We start from the raw sequence: 16,517 nt of genomic DNA, 5'->3' as shown, positions 1-16,517 counted from the left end.
CGAAGGCCGCCGTGCGTACACACGGCGGCCTTCCGCTTTTCGCTAGTTGCCGCCGCCGCTGCCGTTGTTGCCGTCGCCCCGCCGGTTGCCGAAACGGTCGAACAGGCCCCCGGCCGCGGACGCCGCCGTGTCGGCGGCGCCGCGCACCGCGCCGATGAACGGGTCGGCCGTCCGCTCCCACGACTCCTTGTACGAGCGGGCCGCGTTGCGGACCTCGTCGCCGACGTTGGCGCCCGCGTCGTCGTCGCGGCGCGGGTAGTTCCCCGCCAGGATCGCCTGGTACTCGCCCTCGCGCGCCCACCGGTCGATCTCGGCGAACCGCACCACCGCCTCGGGGTGCGAGCGGTTGATCAGGCTGAGGAACTTCAGGATCCCGTCCCGCACGTCGCCCGCCGCGTCGTACTCGCGGGCCTGCTCCAGGAACGCCTCGGTGCTCATCTCGGCCAGCTTCACGCCGCCCGCCAGCTTCATCAGCACCCGCTTGCTCGCGTCCGGGTCCTGCCCGACGAGCAGCCCCGCCCGGTCGCACGACAGCTCCGCCTTGCGGAACCACTCCTGCAGCCCGATGACGATGCCGCTGATCGCGATGTTGCCGAGCGGCAGCCACGCGACCCGCGCGCCGAGCTGCACCAGGATCAGCATCATCGACCGGTACAGCGCGTGCCCCGACAGGATGTGCCCGACCTCGTGGCCGACGACGGCCCGCAGCTCCTCCTCGTCCAGCAGGTCGATCAGGCCCGTGTTGATCACGATGAAGGGCTTGTCGGAGCCGAGCGCCATCGCGTTCGGCTGCGGATCCTGCGTGACGTACACCTCGGGGACCTGCTCCAGGTCCAGGATGTAGCAGGCGTCCCGCACCATGTCGTGGACGTGGCGGAACTGGTCCTCGCCCGCCCGGACGCTGCCCGACAGGTAGTTCAGCCGGAAGCCCCGCTCGTTCAGCAGGCCCGACAGCTTGCGGAGGACGACGTCGAACCCCGACAGCGAGCGCAGCGCGACCAGCGCCGAGCGGTCCGCCGGGTGTTCGTAGGCCCGGGAACTGATCCCGGGGAAGCGCGTGCGTGACCGATCGGGTGTGTTGGTCGTCATATCCGGCATGCTATGTCCGACGATCCGCGCCGCAATGGGGTTCCCCCGAGGGGCGGCCGGAGGCGGACCCCCGCCCGGCGGCCCCGCCCGGCGCCGCGGCTATTCTCGTCGCCATGACGCAAAAGCGGCGCCTGGGGATCATGGGCGGCACCTTCGACCCGATCCACCACGGCCACCTGGTCGCCGCCAGCGAGGTCGCGCACGCCTTCGACCTCGACGAGGTCGTCTTCGTCCCGACCGGCCTGTCCTCCCACAAGGAAGGGCAGGACATCACCCCCGCCGAGGACCGCTACCTCATGGCCGTCATCGCCACCGCGTCCAACCCGCGCTTCTCCGTCAGCCGCATCGACATCGAGCGCCCCGGCCCCACCTACACCGTCGACACCCTGCGCGACATGCGCAAGCTCCACGGCCCCGACTGCGAGCTGTTCTTCATCACCGGCGCCGACGCCCTGGAGAAGATGCTCGACTGGCACGACACCGCCGAGCTGTTCGAGCAGGCCCACTTCGTCGGCGTCACCCGCCCCGGCCACCGCCTCACCGACCCCGGCCTGCCCGGCGGCCGCGTCAGCCTCATGGAGGTGCCCGCCCTCGCGATCTCCTCCACCGAGTGCCGCGACCGCGTCCGCGACGGCGAACCCATCTGGTACCTGGTGCCCGACGGCATCGTCCAGTACATCAACAAGCGCGCCCTGTACCGCGGTTGACCGTCCCCGCCCCGGCCCCGGTGGCCATACCCTGAAAGCGGGGCCGCGCGACCGGCGCGGCACGCCCCCTACAGGGAGGACCGCGAGCGCACCGTGACCGCATCCGACAGGGCCACCCGCCTGGTCCGCCTCGCCGCCGAAGCGGCGGGCGACAAGCTGGCCGACGAAATCCTTGCCTACGACGTGAGCGACCAGCTCGTCATCACCGACGCGTTCGTCCTCTGCTCCGCCGCCAACGACCGCCAGGTCCGCGCCATCGTCGACGAGATCGAGAAGCGCCTGCGCGAGGAGGCGGACGCCAAGCCCGTCCGCCGCGAGGGCGAGCGCGAGGGCCGCTGGATCCTGCTCGACTACGTCGACGTCATCGTGCACGTCCAGCACGAGGAGGAGCGCGCCTTCTACGCCCTCGAACGCCTCTGGAAGGACTGCCCCGTCATCGCCCTCCCGGAGAGCGTCAACGCGCACAACTCCGGCGGCCCGCGCCTCGGGAGCCCGCGTGGCTGACCGCGTCCCCGGCAAGCGCCGCCTCGTCCTCTGGCGGCACGGCCAGACCACCTGGAACGTCGAGCACCGCTTCCAGGGCAAGACCGACATCCCCCTCGACGAGACCGGCGTCCGGCAGGCCGCCCGCGCCGCCGCGCTCCTCGCCTCCCTCCGGCCCACCGCCCTGCTCGCCTCACCGCTGCAGCGCGCCGCCGACACCGCCCAGGCCCTCGCCGCCCTCACCGGCCTGCGCGTCACCCACGACCCCGCCCTCATCGAACGCGACGGCGGCCAGTGGGAGGGCCTCACCAACCGCGAGATCCGCGAGCGCTACCCCGCCGAGCACGCCGCCTGGACGCCGCCCGGCGGCGAGACCAGCGACCAGGTCGCCAAACGCGTCGGCGAGGCCCTCGACCGCGCCCTCGACGACCTCCCGCCGACCGGCCTCCTCGTCGTCGCCTCCCACGGCGCCGCCCTCCGCCTCGGCATGTGCCACCTCCTCGGCCTCCCCGGCGACGTCTGGGAACGCCTCGGCGGCCTCGCCAACTGCAACTGGTCGGTCCTCGGCGAGATGCGCGACGGCGGCTGGCGCCTCGTCGAGCACAACGCCGGCACCCTCCCCGAACCCGTCCTCAGCGACGACCGCGTCGCCGACTCCCAGGGCTGACCCCGCACCGATTCGAACCAGCGCCCCGACTCCGATACACTGGCTGAGCGCTGCGGGATGCACGTCCACGCAGCGGCGGGGCTATGGCGCAGTTGGTAGCGCGCCTCCATGGCATGGAGGAGGTCTGGGGTTCGAATCCCCATAGCTCCACGAGTCGGGCCATCGTGGTCGGTGCTGGCGCACCTTCCCCGGTGGCCCGCGGTGTTTTTCCGGGGGGCGACCCCCGGACCCCCGGGTGCTCGCGCGCTGGCTCGCACTGCGCCGTGCGCGGGCCGGGGTTCCTGCATCTGTGCGGGCCGGGGTTCTTGCTGCGTGGGCGGGACGGGGTCTGTCGGCCCCTGGTCCGCAACTCGCTCGTTAATGCGTACCGACCTGCTCCCCGAGTGCACTAAGCTCGTCATGTCAGCACAACGGGGCCGAGGTTCCAGGTGCACGACGCGGGGCTATGGCGCAGCTGGTAGCGCGCCTCCATGGCATGGAGGAGGTCTGGGGTTCGAATCCCCATAGCTCCACCCGCAGGGAAGGGCCGGTGCATCAGCACCGGCCCTTCTTCGTTTCTTCGGGCCCCTCTATGGCTCGCGATACCGGTTACCGGGTGGTCCGGTCAACGCGTTCGGTCACAAGGCCGGTGCCGGTCCCGGACGTTTACCGGCCCGCGGGCGCGTCGCTACCCTCCCAGTCAGCGGCGTGCCGACCGGGGGGTAGCGAGTGCTGGAACACCGGAACCACCAGGGCAAGTTCGCGGAGGACTACGTCCGCGTGCTCGCCTCGGCGGCCGGCCTGGTCGTCCAGAAAGAGGACATCGACGTCGACGGCATCGACCTCGGGCTGCGCTATCCGGGGCGGGTCGGCGGGCTGTCCTTCCCCGCGATCGAGGTCCAGGTCAAGTCCTGGTCGGCCCCCCGCGTCGTGGACGGGGAGCTGCGCTACGGCGGCCTGAACGAGGTCCAGTACAACCATCTCGCCGCCGGGCCCTTCACCGTCCCCCGCTTCCTGTTCCTGGTGCTCGTCCCGCGCGAGCGCGACGCCTACGCCCGCTTCGAGACCGACGGCATGATGCTGCGGCAGCTCGGCTACTACCGGGGCTTCGAGGGGGAGCAGGGGATCGGCGACCCGAGCAACCGGCGCCGCCGCGCCGTGCGGGTGCCGCTCGGCAACGTGCTGACGGCCCGCACCCTGCTGTCGCTGGTGCGGGCCGCGACCGGCGCGCCCGCCCCGACCGCATGACCGCAGTGCTGCCGGTCGGCGACATCAGCAGCTACCTCGACGCCTCCGGCTGGGAGCGCCGGCCCGAGCGCTGGCGGGGTGCGGCCATCTGGGTGCACGCCGGCGACCACGAGGTGCTGGTCCCCGCCCGCGACGGGATGGGCGACGGGGAGCGCCGGGTCCGCGACATCCTGCGCGTCCTGTCGGCCGTGGAGGGCCGCCCGCCGGAGGCGATAGCCGAGGACATCGCCGCCCCGGCGGACGACGTCCAGTGGTACCGCACGGCGGACCGCGGCCTGACGTCGGTCCTGGCGACGCTGGAGGGCGCCAAGGACGTCCTCGGCGCGGCGGCCAGAGCGGCCGTCGCCGGACCGCGCGCCGTCTTCGACGGCGCACCCCCGCGCGAGGTGCGCGACCTCATCGAGAGCGTGCGCATCGGTCCTCCCGGCGAGCTGCTGACGCTCCGCGTCCCGCTCGGCACGGCCGAGCCCGCGCCCCTCGGACGCCGCCTGCTGCTGCTCTTGCAGGACGCCGTCGCGGCACTGCCCGGCACCGTCGCCGCCGACGGCGGCCTCACCGGTTTCGAGACGGCGGTGGCGGCGGGCGTCTCGGCCAACCTGTGCGAGGCGCTGGCGAAGGTGGGGGCCGCGGGCGACGCCCGGCCCCTGGAGATGGGGGTGCGCTGGGCGCGGGCGCTGCCGGCACCGGTGCCGCCGCGCACGATCGTCCTGGCCCCCGCCGAGGTCGCGGCCCTGCGCACCGTGGGCAACCGGATCCGCCGCCTGCGCTTCTCGGGCGAGGCGTCGGTGACCGGCGTCATCGGCGCCCTCTTCGACAACGGGCGCAACGACCGCTTCCGCGTCCAGGTGCGCGGCGAGATGCGCACCGAGCACGCGTCCCGTCCTCGCCACGCCCTGTGGGCGCGGCTGACCGGCGACGACTACCGCCTCGCGCTCGCCGCCCACCGCGACGGGCGGCGCGTCGAGGCCCGCGGCACCCTGGCGACCGTCAACGGCCGCCTCGAACTGGTCACCGGACCCGGTGACTTCCGGCAGCTCCCTTGACCGGCACCGCCCATCGGTGCGGAGACCTGGAGGCAGGCAATGGCAGACATCGAACTCGGCGCGAAGGACCGCGCCCTGCTGCTCGGGCTGATGTCCGCCGGCGGAGCGGCGTCCAATCCCGAGCTGCGGGACTGGATCGGCAGCCCCATCGACGGCGCGCACCGCAGGAGGCTGGAGGAACTGGGGCTGGTCGAGGGCGAGAAGCGCAGGTCCTACCACTTCGAGCTGACCGAGAAGGGCTGGGCCTGGTGCGTGGCCGAGCTGTCCACCGAGGCCCCGGCCCGGTCCTTCCTGCAAGGACGCGTGCTGTACCGCCTGCTGCCGGTGCTGAGGACCGCCCTCGAAGCCGCCGACACCAGCCTCGCCGAGCAGGTCGCCGCCCTGCGCCGGACGGGCGGGGCCGCCCTCACCGCCCGCATCCGCGAGGCGTACTGGAAGCTGGCCGACGCACCGCAGGACTGGGTGCCGCTGACCGCGCTGCGCCCCCTGCTCGGCGGCGCGCCCCGCGCGGACGTCGACGCCGCGCTGCGCGAGCTGGAACGCGAGGAGGACGTGCACATCGCCCCCGAGGCCGACCAGAAGATCCTCACCGAGGCCGACCGGGAGGCCGCGCTGCGCATCGGCGGCAAGAGCAAGCACCTGCTGGCCATCGACGGGCGGTGAGCGGTCGCGCGATGAACGAGAACGAGCGGCGCGCGCTGCGCCTCATCAGCGCCGGCCTGGACTGGGCCGCCACCTCCGAGCACGCCTGGCGCTCGTCGCCGTTCCACGTGGACGGCCTGCACGACCGCGCGGAGCAGCTGATCCTCGACGGCATCGCCGACACCAAGGCCAGCAGCGGGGCGAGCCCGCTCGGCCTGGTGCTGCAGGGCGAGGGCGGCGTCGGCAAGACCCACCTGCTGGGCTGGGCGCGGCAGCGGGTCGAGCGGGAGGGCGGCTACTTCTTCCTCGCCGATTTCAGCGTGGGCGGCGGCTTCTGGACGCTGGTCGGCCGGTCGATGATCGAGGATCTCGGCAGGTCCACCGGTCCGCGCGACGGCGGCTCCGCGGATTCCCAGATCTCGGCCCTCATGCGCCGCCTCGCGGCCGTCGCGGGCCTGGACGAGCGGACGTCCGCCGCCGTCTCCGCGGGCACCGCGCGCACGCGCGGCGACCTGGACGCGCTGGTGGCCGGCCTGCTCGCCCACGACCGCCGCACTGCGGCCGCCTGCGCCGACACCGTGCGCGCGCTGGCGCTGTACGCGTCGCTGGATCCCGAACTGATGCGCATCGGCGACGACTACTTGAAGCTGGCCGAGGAGATGCGGCCCGGCGAGCGGCAGGAGTGGGGGCTGAGCCGCCGCGCCAAGACCGCCCAGGACATCGTCATGGAACTGTCGATGGTGCTGGCCTGCACGGGCCCCAGCGTGATCGCCGTGGACCAGGTCGACGCGCTGCTCGACCACGGCCCCGAGGAACCCGGCCCGGACGGGCGCATCGACCCTCTGCAGGAGGTCGCGAACGGCCTGATGGCGCTGCGTCACACGACGCGCCGCACGCTCTGCGTCGTCGCCTGCCTGCCCTCCTCCTGGCAGCGGGTGCGGCAGCGGGCGGTCGGGACCGTGCCGGACCGGTTCCGCACCTCGCTCGTGCTGAACACCGTGCCGGATGCGGTGACCGCCCGCGCCCTGGTCGAGCGGCGCTTCGCCGCGGCCCTGGGCGGCAGCGGCCTGCCCCTGCCGGACCAGGTCTGGCCGGTCGCTCCCGGCGCCTTCGCCACGGCGCCCGGACACACCCCGCGCGTCCTGCTGCAGCAGATCTACACGCATGTCGAGGACTGCAGGCGCAATGACGCCGTGCGGCTGCTCGAACGATTCGACGAAGAACCCGAACCCGCCGATCCGATCTCCTCAGCGTCTCCGCCGACACCGGCCGTGGCGCCGCCGGACAGCCTGGCCGCCTTGGACGCACGCTTCGCGGAACTGCGCGAGCGGTCCGAATCGGCGGCCGCGTTCGACGCCAAGACCGAGGACGAGACCGTTCCGCCGCTCCTGGCGGCGGGACTCAACGCCTGGATCGTCGAGACCGGGCTGCCCGCCTTCACCGTCGATCCGCCGCCCGGCCGCCTGCCCGAGCTGCACGCCCGGCTCCGCCAGACCGTGGACGCGCGCACCGAGCAGCAGCGGCACTGGGCCTTCCGCGCGGTCGGCGCCACCCACCCGCGAGCGGCGCTCACCAGGCTGGCCAACGCCCGCGCCGCCGCCGGCATCGGGGCGGACGTCGAGGACCGGACGCTGGTGATGCTGCGCAACGCGCCGTGGTCGTCCGGCGACGTCACCCGGCAGCACCTGCAACAGCTGGCCGAAGGGAACGGCGTGTCGCTGCCGCTGACCGGTGAGGACGTGCGCGTGTTCGCGGCCTTGCGGGTCATGTTCGACGAGCAGCACGCCGACATGAACGAGTGGCTGAAGGCACGGCGGCCGGCCGGCCGCACCGAACTGCTCGGCGCCGTGCTCGGCGAGCTCGCTCCGCCGCCCCCGCCTCCGCCCGCACCTGAGAACGCCCCGCCCCCGGCCGAGCACGAGGACGGCATCCGGGTGGGGACGCGCATCGGCACCGACCGGGACGTGGAGCTGGATCCGGCCGTCCTGACCCGGCACACGGCGATCTTCGCCGGATCGGGTTCGGGCAAGACCGTCCTCATCAGGCGCCTGGTGGAGGAGTGCGCCCTGCGCGGCGTCTCGTCCATCGTGCTGGACCCCAACAACGACCTGTCCCGGCTCGGCGACGCCTGGCCGTCCCCGCCGCGGGGCTGGGGCGACGGCGACGCCGCGCGGGCCGAGCGGTACCTGGCGGGCACCGAGGTCGTGGTCTGGACGCCGGGCCTGGCCGCCGGCCGCCCGCTGACCTTCCAGCCGCTGCCCGACTTCGCGGCCGTCCGCGGCGACGCCGACGGGCTGAACGCCGCGCTCGACATCGCCGTCGCCACCCTCGCCGTCCCGGCGGGCGTCGGGGCCGCGACGCGCAAGGCCAACCTGGGCAAGGCGGTGCTGCGCGAGGCGCTCGGCTTGTTCGCCCGCGGCGGCGGCGGTGACTTCGCCGCCTTCCTCGCCCTGCTGGCCGAGCTGCCCTTCGAGGCGAGCCGGATCGACAAGTCCGACCAGATCGCCGCCGACCTCGGGCAGGCGCTCACCGCCGCGACCATCAACGACCCGCTGTTCGCGGGCGCGGGCGAGCCCGTCGCCCCGGAGACCCTGCTCACCCCCTCCCCGGGAAAGCGCGCCCGGGTGTCGGTGATCAGCTTCGTCGGGCTGGCCGACGACCGCCGGCCCGGCTTCGTCAGCCGGCTCCAGATGGCGCTGTTCTCCTGGGTCCGCCGCAACCCGGCCACCGGGAAGGCGCTCAGCGGCCTGTACGTCATGGACGAGGCGCAGACGCTGGCGCCGGCGGTCGCCAAGGCCGAGTCGACGGAGAGCACGCTGACCCTGGCGTCGCAGGCCCGCAAGTACGGGCTCGGCCTGGTGTTCGCGACCCAGGCGCCGAAGGCGCTGCACAACCAGATCGCGGGGAACGCCACCACGCAGTTCATCGGCCGGCTCCAGAGCCCCGCCACCATCGAGGCGGCGCAGACCATGGCCCGTGCCAGGGGCGGCGACGCCGCGCGCATCGGCCAGCTGAAGCAGGGACAGTTCTACGTCACCACCGAAGGGCTGTCCGAGGCGCTCGTGCAGACCCCGCTCTGCTTCAGCCACCACCCGGCCGGCCCCCTCACCGAGGAGGAGATCGTGCAGCGGGCCCGCGGCGGCGTCGGCTGATCGGCCGGGCGGGAGCGGACGGCCGCTCCCGCCCGGCCGATCAGCCCTCGGCGGATTTCTGGAGGCGGGCGTAGGCGAGCTGGAGCCAGTCCGAGCCCGCGACCGCCGTCATCGTCGCGCCGATCATGCGGGTCGCGTCCGGGGCGAACGCCAGGCCGGCGGTGTAGGCCGTCGCGACCCACTGGGCGGTGCAGAACGGGCAGGTGAGCAGCTCGCCGACGGAGTGGCGCAGGCCGTGGCCGCGCACCTCCTCCGCCAGCTCGGCCGGGCCGCCGGTGCCGGTGTAGCGGGTGAACGGGGCCCGCAGCGGGCTCGTCACCGGGTCCTTGGTGATGATCCGGCTCACCTTGTGGGTGGTCACCGTCATCAGGGCGAGGTCGCCCGGCCGTACCGGGGCCGCCCGCACGCCGCGCCGCCGGGCGAGCAGCGCGACCGCCGCCGTGCTCAGCCCGTAGACGGCGAGGGTGGCGAGGTAGCCGCCGAGCGGCCGGTCGCTGTCGCCGGCGTACGCCCGCTTCTGCGCGCGGGCGATGTCCACGACGCCGTCCATGGCCGATCCTCCGCTCAGTGGTCCCGCAGCGCCTTGACGAGCTGGGCCTTGGTCATCGAGGACCGGCCCTTGATCCCGATCTCGCGGGCCCGCTTCACCAGGTCGTCCTTGGACCAGTCGTCGTACGAGCCGCTCTTGCCGCCCTTGCGCGACACCTTGGAGGTCCCCTCCTTGGCCATCGCGTTGGAGATGCGCGCGGCCTTCTCCTCGCTCTGCCCCTTCTTGCGGAGCTCCCGGTACGCCTTCTCGTTCTTGATCTGCGGTGTGGGCATCGTGGTCTCCTCTCACCCCGGCCCCTACCCACCCATGCCGCGCTACACGTCCACGAAGGGACGCGGCAGGTGCGGGGCCGCCAGGACGCCGCCGCCGAGCCGGGCGAGGAGGCCGGCCCGGGTCGCCGCGGCCTCCGCCGGGTCCTCGTCGTACAGGTAGGTGACCGCCGGATCCGCGAGCTGGACGGGGTGCAGCACCAGGTCGCCCGCCACCAGCAGCTCGTCGTCGCCGACCAGCACCGACTGGTGGCCCGGCGTGTGCCCCGGCGTCGGCAGCACCCGGACGCCCGGCGCGAGGACCGTCCCGCCCGCGACCGCGTCCAGCGCCCCCGCCTCCCGCAGCGGCCGGACGACGCCGTCCAGCACCGGCCCGCCCGCGGCGTCCAGCCAGGACAGCTCCCGCTCCTGCACCAGGTGGCGGGCGTTCGGGAACACCGGGACGCCGTCCGCGACGGCCCCGCCCGCATGGTCGCTGTGCAGGTGGGTGAGCACGACGGTGCCGACGTCCTCGGGCGCGACGCCGATCTCGGCGAGCGCCGCGACGAGGCGTCCCGGCACCGGCGCCCAGGACGCGGCGGGGGAGTGCTCCGGCCCGATCCCGGTGTCCACCAGCACGGTCCCGCCGCCCGGCGGCCGCAGCAGGAAGCAGTGGAAGCGCAGCACCCACTCGCCCGCCGGGCCGAACGCGTCCGGCTCGGCCGCCCGCACCCGGTCCCACAGCTCCGGCGCGGCCCCGGGGAACAGCTCGTCCAGCGGGCGCCGGATCGCCTCGCCCATCGGCCCGACGGCGTCGCAGAGCGCGACCACTTCGACATTCGCGATATAACGCATTCCACTATGATTCCAGGATGACCCGCTTCGGGGAGAATGGCACCGTGCGCATCGGCATCCTCGGGCCGCTGGAGGTCCGGGACGACCAGGGCCGCCCCGTCCCCGTGAGCGGCCCCCGCCTGCGCGCCCTCCTCGTCCGGCTCGCCCTGGACCCCGGCCGCGCCGTCTCCGCCGACCGCCTCCTGGACGACCTGTGGGAGGGCGCCCCGCCCGCCGGCGGCGGCAACGCCCTCCAGGCCCTCGTCTCGCGGCTGCGGTCCGCGACCGGCGCCGCGCTCGTCGAGTTCGGCCCCGCCGGCTATCGCCTCGCCCTCGACCCCGCCGCCGTCGACGCCGTCGCGTTCGAGCGCGCCGTCACCGCGGCCCGCGCCGAACCCGACCCGGCCGCCCGCTCCGCCGCGCTCCGCCGCGCCCTCGGCCTCTGGCGCGGCCCCGCCCTCGCCGACGTCGAGGGCGCCGGGTTCGCCGCCGCGCCCGCCGCCCGCCTCGGCGAGCTGCGCCTCAGCGCCGCCGAGGACCAGATGGACGCCGCGCTCGCCGCGGGCGGCGGCCCCGCCCTCGTCCCCGAACTGGAGGCCCTCACCGCCGCGCACCCGCTGCGCGAGCGCCCCCGCGGCCTGCTCATGCGCGCCCTGTACGCCGCCGGCCGCCCCGCCGACGCCCTCCGCCTCTACGACGACACCCGCCGCGAGCTCGCCGACCGCCTCGGCGTGGACCCCTCGCCCGAGCTCGCCGCCGTGCACCTGGCCGTCCTCCGCCGCGACCCCGCCCTCACCGCCCCCGAACCGCCCGCCCCGGAGCCCCCGCCGCCCGCCGGCCCGCGCACCAACCTGCCCGCCCAGTTCACCAGCTTCGTCGGCCGCGAGGAGGAGGGCGAGCAGGTCCGCAAGCTCGTCCGCGAGCACCGCCTCGTCACCCTGACCGGCCCCGGCGGCGCCGGCAAGACCCGCCTCGCCGCCGAGGCCGCGGCGCCGCTCGTCCCGGAGACCCCCGACGGCGTCTGGTTCGTCCCGCTCGCCCCCCTCGGCCGCGACGACGACGTCGCGGCCGCCGTGCTCGCCGCCCTCGGCCTCGTCGAGCCCGTCCGCCGCCTCGACGGCCGGCACGCCACGGCCGCCGCCGACCGCCTCCTGGACGCCCTGGCCGGCCAAGCCCCGGTCATCGTCCTCGACAACTGCGAGCACCTCGTCGAGGCCGCCGCGGTGCTGGCCGGCCGCCTCCTCCAGGCCGCGCCCGGCGTCCGCGTCCTCGCCACCAGCCGCGAGCCGCTCGGCATCACCGGCGAGTCCCTCTGCCCGGTGCCGTCCCTGCCGCTGCCGCCCGCGGGCGCCGCCCCAGAAGACGCCCTGCGGTACGCCTCGGTGCGGCTGTTCGCCGACCGCGCCGCCGCGGTCCGCCCCGGCTTCGCGGTGGACGCCGCCACCGCCCCGCACGCCGTGCGGATCGTCCGCGAGCTCGACGGCATCCCCCTCGCCATCGAGCTCGCCGCGGCCCGCCTGCGCTCCCTCACCGTCACCCAGGTCGCCGGCCGCCTCGGCGACCGGTTCCGGCTCCTCACCGCGGGCAGCCGCACCGCGCTGCCCCGGCACCGCACGCTCCGCGCCGTCGTCGACTGGTCCTGGGACCTGCTGGACGACACCGAGCGGACCGTCCTCCGCCGCCTGTCGGTCTTCTCCGGCGGCGCCGCCGCCGACGCCGCGGCCGCCGTCTGCGGCCTGCCGCCCGTCGACCCCGGCGACGTCGAGGACGTCCTCGCCGCCCTGGTCGACAAGTCCCTCGTCATGGCCGACGGCGACACCGACGTCCGCTACCGCCTGCTGGAGACCGTCCGCGCCTACACCGGCGAGCGCCTCGACGAGGCCAACGAGACGCCGCGGGTCCGCGCCGCGCACGCCGCGTTCCTCATCGACCTCGCCGAGCGCGCCGAACCCGAGCTGCGCGACCGCGACCAGCTCCGCTGGGCCGACCGGCTGTTCGCCGAGCGCGACAACTGCACCGCCGCGTTCCGCCACATCCTCGACACCCGCGACGCCGCCGCCGGGCTCCGCCTCGTCGGCGCGCTCGCCTGGTTCTGGTTCATGCGCGACCAGGAGCGCGAGGCCGGCGGCTGGGCCGTCGCCGTCAACGAGATCGCCGGCGACACCGCGCCGGCCGGCCTGGAGGAGCAGTACGCCCTCTCCCGGTTCACCGGCCGCATCGTCAGCGAGATGACCAGCGACCCCGGCCCGAGCCCCGAGGCCATGCGCGCCGCGATCACCGACGTGCTGCGCACCGTCCCCGCGAACCCCCGCCACCCGGCCCTGGTCCTCGCCCGGCCCATCGCGGAGCTGTTCGTCACCGACCTGCCCGCCGCCCGCCGCGAGCTGGCCGCCCTGGACGGCCACCCCGACCCGTGGGTGCGGGCCGCCACGCACATCTTCGACGCCTACCTGGCCATCAACGAGGGCGACATCGCCTCCGCCGCCCGCCTGGTCGAGCTCGGCGCCGGCGGCTTCACCGAGATCGGCGACCGCTGGGGAATGATCGTCGGGTTGAACGCGCGGATGCGCCTCGCCGTCATCCACGGCGACCTGGACGCCGCCATCCGGCTCGGCGAGGAGGCGCACCGCTACGCCGTCGACAACATCAGCCCCGAGCAGAGCTCCATGCTGCTCGTCCAGCTCGCCGAGATCCGCGCCCACGAGGGCGACACCGCCCGCGCCCGCGAGGACCTGCGCAAGGCCGTCGCGCAGGCCGAGCGCATCGGCGAGTTCGGCGACCTCGCCAACGCCCTCGTCGCGCTCAGTGACATCGACCGCCGCGCCGGCGACCTCGCCGCCGCCCGACCGCTCCTGGAACTGGCCCACGAACGGGTGCTCCCGCGCCGCCACCGCGCCGACGTCATCGGCGCCGCCGCCCGCACCTTCGGCCGCCTCGGCCTGCTCGCCGAGCAGGAGGGCGACCTCGACGCCGCCACCCGCTGGCACACCGAGGCCCTGGAGAGCTTCGGGCACGAGGGCATGGTCGACAACCCCGCGCTGGCCGGCCTGGTCACCGGCCTCGCCGCCTACGCCGCCGCCTCCGGCGACCACGAGCGCGCCGCCGAGCTCGTCGGCGCCGTCGACGGCCTGAACGGCTACCGCGACCGCCTCAACTGGGACCTGGCCCGCGCCGAGGACACCGCCCGCAACGCGCTGGGCGAGGACGCCTTCGCGGCCGCGCACGACCGAGGCCGCACGATCACCCGCGAGGACGCCCTCGCCCTCCGTCCCTGACTCACAGCGGCCGCCGCTAGGCGCGCCGGGAGTACATCCACAGCGCCAGCGGGAACGTCACCACGGTGATCCCGACGATCCACGCCAGCGTCCACCACACATGGTCGCCGACGTCACCGCCCACCATCAGCGCCCGCACCGAGTCCGCCAGGTGCGTCACCGGGTTCACCTTCGTCCACGCCTGCAACCAGCCCGGCATCGTCGAGGTGTTCGGCACCAGGATGCTGCTGCCGAACGTCAGCGGCATCACCCAGATGAACGCCAGCCCCTGCACCGTCTCCGGCGACGGCGCGACCAGCCCGACCAGCACCGAGATCCAGCACACCGCCAGGTAGAACAGGTAGGCCAGCCCGAACGCCGCCAGCACCGACAGCGGATCGGTGTGGAACCGGAACCCCAGCAGCGACCCGAACCCGGTCAGCACCACCATGACCGTCAGGAACCGCGCCGTGTCGCCGAGCACCGACCCGATCAGCGGCGCCGACCGCGCGATCGGCAGGCTGCGGAACCGGTCGAACACGCCCTTGTGGATGTCCTCGTTCAGTGCCGTGCCGAGCCCCATCGACGCGAACATCGCCATCTGCGCGACCAGACCGGGCAGCAGCGACTGCAGGTAGGAGTGCGTGGAACCGGCCACCACCCCGCCGAACACGTACAGGAACAGCAGCAGGAACACGATCGGCATCAGCGTCGTGTCGAGCAGCTTCTCGGGGGAGTGCTTCAGCTGCGCGACGTTGCGCCACGCCAGCGTCAGCGCGTGCCGCAGCGTCCGCCGCGGGCTGATCCGCCGCGGCGGATCGAAGGTCAGCGCCGTCATGCCAGGCTCTCCTCAGGGGTCGGGGCGGCCTCCGCCGCCGCGTGGTGGCCGGTCAGGGACAGGAACACCTCGTCGAGGCTCGGCATCCGCAGCGCGAGCTCGGTCACCGGCAGATCGGCGGCGTCCAGCCGCGCCACCACCTTCGACAGCACCGACGAGTCCGTCACCGGGACGGTGACCAGGCCGGACGACTCGTGCGCCTCGGGCCGCTCCCCGGCCAGCTCGGCGACGATCGCCGCCAGCTGCGCCACCCGGAACGGCTCGGCGGCCCGCACCGCCAGCGTCTGCCGGCCCGCGCGGGCCTTCATCTCCGCCGGCGTCCCACCGGCGATCACCCGGCCGTGGTCGACCACCACGATGTCGTCGGCGAGCGCGTCGGCCTCGTCCAGGTACTGCGTGGTCAGCAGCACCGTCGCGCCGTCGGCGACGACCGTGCGGACGGTGTCCCACACCTCGTTGCGGGCGCGCGGGTCCAGGCCCGTCGTCGGCTCGTCCAGGAACAGCACCGCCGGCCGGTTGATCAGGCTCGCCGCCAGGTCGAGCCGGCGCCGCATCCCGCCGGAGTAGGTCTTCGCGGCCCGCCCGGCGGCGTCCGACAGCCGGAACCGCTCCAGCAGCTCGCGGGCGCGGGCCTTGGCCTCACCGCGCGAGTAGTCCAGCAGCCGGCCGATCAGGACCAGGTTCTCCAGCCCGGTGAGCTCCTCGTCCACCGACGCGTACTGCCCTGTCAGCCCGATCTTCGCGCGCACCCGCGCCGCGTCCCGCCGCACGTCGTAACCGCAGATCTCCGCACGGCCCTCGTCGGCCTTCAACAGCGTCGCGAGCACCCGCACCGCGGTCGTCTTGCCCGCCCCGTTCGGACCGAGCACGCCGAGGACGGTGCCCTGGCGCACCGACAGGTCGACGCCGTTCAGCGCCCGGGTCTCCCCGAATCTCTTCCGCAGGCCCTCGGCCTGGATCACTTCGCTCATGCATTCAACGGTGGAGCACCGTGCTGACAGACCACTGATATGCCACTGACACGCCCTGCCGCGACGCTGACAGCACCTCCCATCGACCCGACCTACGAGAAGGCGGCACCGCGCAACCGAAAGCGCACAACGCTTTCAAAGCGGTCTACATCACACTCTCGATGGCGAAGGTGCGCCACGTCACCCCAATCCGAGTCGACACGGATAACCGCCTGCCCCTGCGGCATCACCCTTCCCAACCCGCCAGGTCACAGGTGAACCCCAGATGACCAGCAGATTTATCGAAGTGCCGGGAGAAGGAGGCGACGCGATTTGACGAGCGTTGCGGGAGTACCTAATGTTCTCCACGTCGCAAGGGATGCGGGACGCCGAGAGGCGGACGGCCCGGCGAACAAGTCCCCGGAGGAAAAACGGTTCGGAGCACGCTCCGGCCGGATGTACTCTGGACGGGACGAGCCAGACGGGATGCAGGACGCCACGCGGCGGCCGGCCCGGCGCAGACCCGGACGAACCTTCACGAGCAGAGCTATCTGCCCGCGATGGTGCACGGGATGCGGGCTGCACTCCACGAGATCGACTCCACAGAGTCGATTGACAAGAGTGAAGAACCTGGTAAGCTTGAAGGGTTGCCCCGGAGCGAGACCTGCGGAAGCGGGTGGAGCGCGGTGGGTGTCCGTTTCTTGAGAACTCAACAGCGTGTTAAAAGCCAGTGCCTTTATCGATCAGGCATAGCCTGGTCGCCCCGTTCCACTGATTCCTTCGGGGTCGGTGGGGGGATTTCTTTGAGGCAAGTCGGCCCCGGTTTCCGGGGT

The 16,517-nt window shown here is 74.0% G+C and carries 14 protein-coding genes and 2 tRNA genes; 10 read left to right on the top strand and 6 right to left on the bottom strand.

Annotation, left to right across the window (positions count from 1 at the left end):
- Positions 1-42 precede the first annotated feature (42 nt).
- Positions 43-1,089, bottom strand: a complete 1,047-nt coding sequence (locus K1Y72_RS16865; RefSeq protein ID WP_220167301.1) for a M48 family metallopeptidase — start codon at positions 1,087-1,089, stop codon at positions 43-45.
- A 113-nt stretch (positions 1,090-1,202) separates the two neighbouring features.
- Between K1Y72_RS16865 and nadD the strand changes: the two genes are divergently transcribed.
- The 9 genes from nadD (at position 1,203) to K1Y72_RS16820 (ending at position 9,010) form a co-directional block, all read left to right on the top strand.
- Positions 1,203-1,796 carry a nicotinate-nucleotide adenylyltransferase gene (gene nadD / locus K1Y72_RS16860; protein WP_220167300.1) on the top strand — a complete coding sequence of 198 codons (594 nt, stop codon included), beginning with the start codon at positions 1,203-1,205 and terminating at the stop codon, positions 1,794-1,796.
- A 93-nt stretch (positions 1,797-1,889) separates the two neighbouring features.
- The gene (gene rsfS, locus K1Y72_RS16855) at positions 1,890-2,300 is read left to right on the top strand and encodes a ribosome silencing factor (protein WP_220167299.1); all 411 of its coding nucleotides are present in this window, start codon (positions 1,890-1,892) and stop codon (positions 2,298-2,300) included.
- Positions 2,293-2,946 (top strand): histidine phosphatase family protein, encoded by a 654-nt coding sequence (locus K1Y72_RS16850; protein WP_220167298.1) that lies wholly within the window; start codon positions 2,293-2,295, stop codon positions 2,944-2,946. Before rsfS ends, K1Y72_RS16850 begins: the two co-directional genes overlap by 8 nt.
- 77 nt (positions 2,947-3,023) lie before the next feature.
- Positions 3,024-3,096, top strand: a tRNA-Ala gene (locus K1Y72_RS16845).
- Between the two features lie 289 nt (positions 3,097-3,385).
- Positions 3,386-3,458 (top strand) — tRNA-Ala (locus K1Y72_RS16840).
- 196 nt (positions 3,459-3,654) lie between these two features.
- Positions 3,655-4,173, top strand: coding sequence for a DUF4365 domain-containing protein (locus K1Y72_RS16835; protein WP_220167297.1), 519 nt, complete (start codon positions 3,655-3,657; stop codon positions 4,171-4,173).
- Positions 4,170-5,216 carry a hypothetical protein gene (locus K1Y72_RS16830; protein WP_220167296.1) on the top strand — a complete coding sequence of 349 codons (1,047 nt, stop codon included), beginning with the start codon at positions 4,170-4,172 and terminating at the stop codon, positions 5,214-5,216. Before K1Y72_RS16835 ends, K1Y72_RS16830 begins: the two co-directional genes overlap by 4 nt.
- Positions 5,217-5,255: 39 nt before the next feature.
- Entirely contained in the window at positions 5,256-5,879 is a 624-nt protein-coding gene (locus tag K1Y72_RS16825; RefSeq protein WP_220167295.1) for a hypothetical protein, read from the top strand.
- A gap of 11 nt (positions 5,880-5,890) precedes the next feature.
- On the top strand, positions 5,891-9,010 hold the full coding sequence (locus tag K1Y72_RS16820; protein WP_220167294.1) for an ATP-binding protein: 3,120 nt from the start codon (positions 5,891-5,893) through the stop codon (positions 9,008-9,010).
- Between the two features lie 40 nt (positions 9,011-9,050).
- Here K1Y72_RS16820 and K1Y72_RS16815 read toward each other — a convergent pair whose 3' ends face one another.
- Genes K1Y72_RS16815 through K1Y72_RS16805 form a run of 3 tightly spaced genes read right to left on the bottom strand, consistent with a single transcriptional unit; the run spans position 9,051 to position 10,663 of the window.
- Entirely contained in the window at positions 9,051-9,560 is a 510-nt protein-coding gene (locus K1Y72_RS16815) for a DUF1360 domain-containing protein (protein ID WP_220167293.1), read from the bottom strand.
- 14 nt (positions 9,561-9,574) lie between these two features.
- The gene (locus K1Y72_RS16810) at positions 9,575-9,832 is read right to left on the bottom strand and encodes a DUF7218 family protein (protein ID WP_220167292.1); all 258 of its coding nucleotides are present in this window, start codon (positions 9,830-9,832) and stop codon (positions 9,575-9,577) included.
- 42 nt (positions 9,833-9,874) lie between these two features.
- Positions 9,875-10,663, bottom strand: a complete 789-nt coding sequence (locus tag K1Y72_RS16805; RefSeq protein ID WP_258572566.1) for an MBL fold metallo-hydrolase — start codon at positions 10,661-10,663, stop codon at positions 9,875-9,877.
- A gap of 17 nt (positions 10,664-10,680) precedes the next feature.
- Between K1Y72_RS16805 and K1Y72_RS16800 the strand changes: the two genes are divergently transcribed.
- Positions 10,681-13,917, top strand: coding sequence for an AfsR/SARP family transcriptional regulator (locus K1Y72_RS16800; RefSeq protein ID WP_258572565.1), 3,237 nt, complete (start codon positions 10,681-10,683; stop codon positions 13,915-13,917).
- Between the two features lie 16 nt (positions 13,918-13,933).
- Here the strand turns inward: K1Y72_RS16800 and K1Y72_RS16795 are convergent, their stop codons facing one another.
- A complete protein-coding gene (locus K1Y72_RS16795; protein WP_220167291.1) occupies positions 13,934-14,734 on the bottom strand; it encodes an ABC transporter permease in 801 nt (266 codons plus the stop codon).
- Complete coding sequence (locus K1Y72_RS16790) at positions 14,731-15,705, bottom strand: ATP-binding cassette domain-containing protein (protein ID WP_220167290.1); 975 nt, start codon at positions 15,703-15,705, stop codon at positions 14,731-14,733. Before K1Y72_RS16790 ends, K1Y72_RS16795 begins: the two co-directional genes overlap by 4 nt.
- Between the last annotated feature and the right edge of the window lie 812 nt (positions 15,706-16,517).

This window comes from Actinomadura parmotrematis, assembly GCF_019458805.1.
GTDB lineage: Bacteria > Actinomycetota > Actinomycetes > Streptosporangiales > Streptosporangiaceae > Spirillospora > Spirillospora parmotrematis.
Note: the sequence above shows the minus strand (reverse complement) of the source record. Positions and strands in the feature narration are given on the sequence as shown.

Excerpts from the sequence above, each read along its gene's own strand:
- K1Y72_RS16865 (WP_220167301.1), bottom strand. The coding sequence starts at position 1,089 with ATGACGACCAACACACCCGATCGGTCACGCACGCGCTTCCCCGGGATC.
- nadD (WP_220167300.1), top strand. The coding sequence starts at position 1,203 with ATGACGCAAAAGCGGCGCCTGGGGATCATGGGCGGCACCTTCGACCCG.
- K1Y72_RS16830 (WP_220167296.1), top strand. The coding sequence starts at position 4,170 with ATGACCGCAGTGCTGCCGGTCGGCGACATCAGCAGCTACCTCGACGCC.
- K1Y72_RS16825 (WP_220167295.1), top strand. The coding sequence starts at position 5,256 with ATGGCAGACATCGAACTCGGCGCGAAGGACCGCGCCCTGCTGCTCGGG.
- K1Y72_RS16820 (WP_220167294.1), top strand. The coding sequence starts at position 5,891 with ATGAACGAGAACGAGCGGCGCGCGCTGCGCCTCATCAGCGCCGGCCTG.
- K1Y72_RS16815 (WP_220167293.1), bottom strand. The coding sequence starts at position 9,560 with ATGGACGGCGTCGTGGACATCGCCCGCGCGCAGAAGCGGGCGTACGCC.
- K1Y72_RS16810 (WP_220167292.1), bottom strand. The coding sequence starts at position 9,832 with ATGCCCACACCGCAGATCAAGAACGAGAAGGCGTACCGGGAGCTCCGC.
- K1Y72_RS16805 (WP_258572566.1), bottom strand. The coding sequence starts at position 10,663 with ATGCGTTATATCGCGAATGTCGAAGTGGTCGCGCTCTGCGACGCCGTC.
- K1Y72_RS16800 (WP_258572565.1), top strand. The coding sequence starts at position 10,681 with ATGACCCGCTTCGGGGAGAATGGCACCGTGCGCATCGGCATCCTCGGG.
- K1Y72_RS16795 (WP_220167291.1), bottom strand. The coding sequence starts at position 14,734 with ATGACGGCGCTGACCTTCGATCCGCCGCGGCGGATCAGCCCGCGGCGG.
- K1Y72_RS16790 (WP_220167290.1), bottom strand. The coding sequence starts at position 15,705 with ATGAGCGAAGTGATCCAGGCCGAGGGCCTGCGGAAGAGATTCGGGGAG.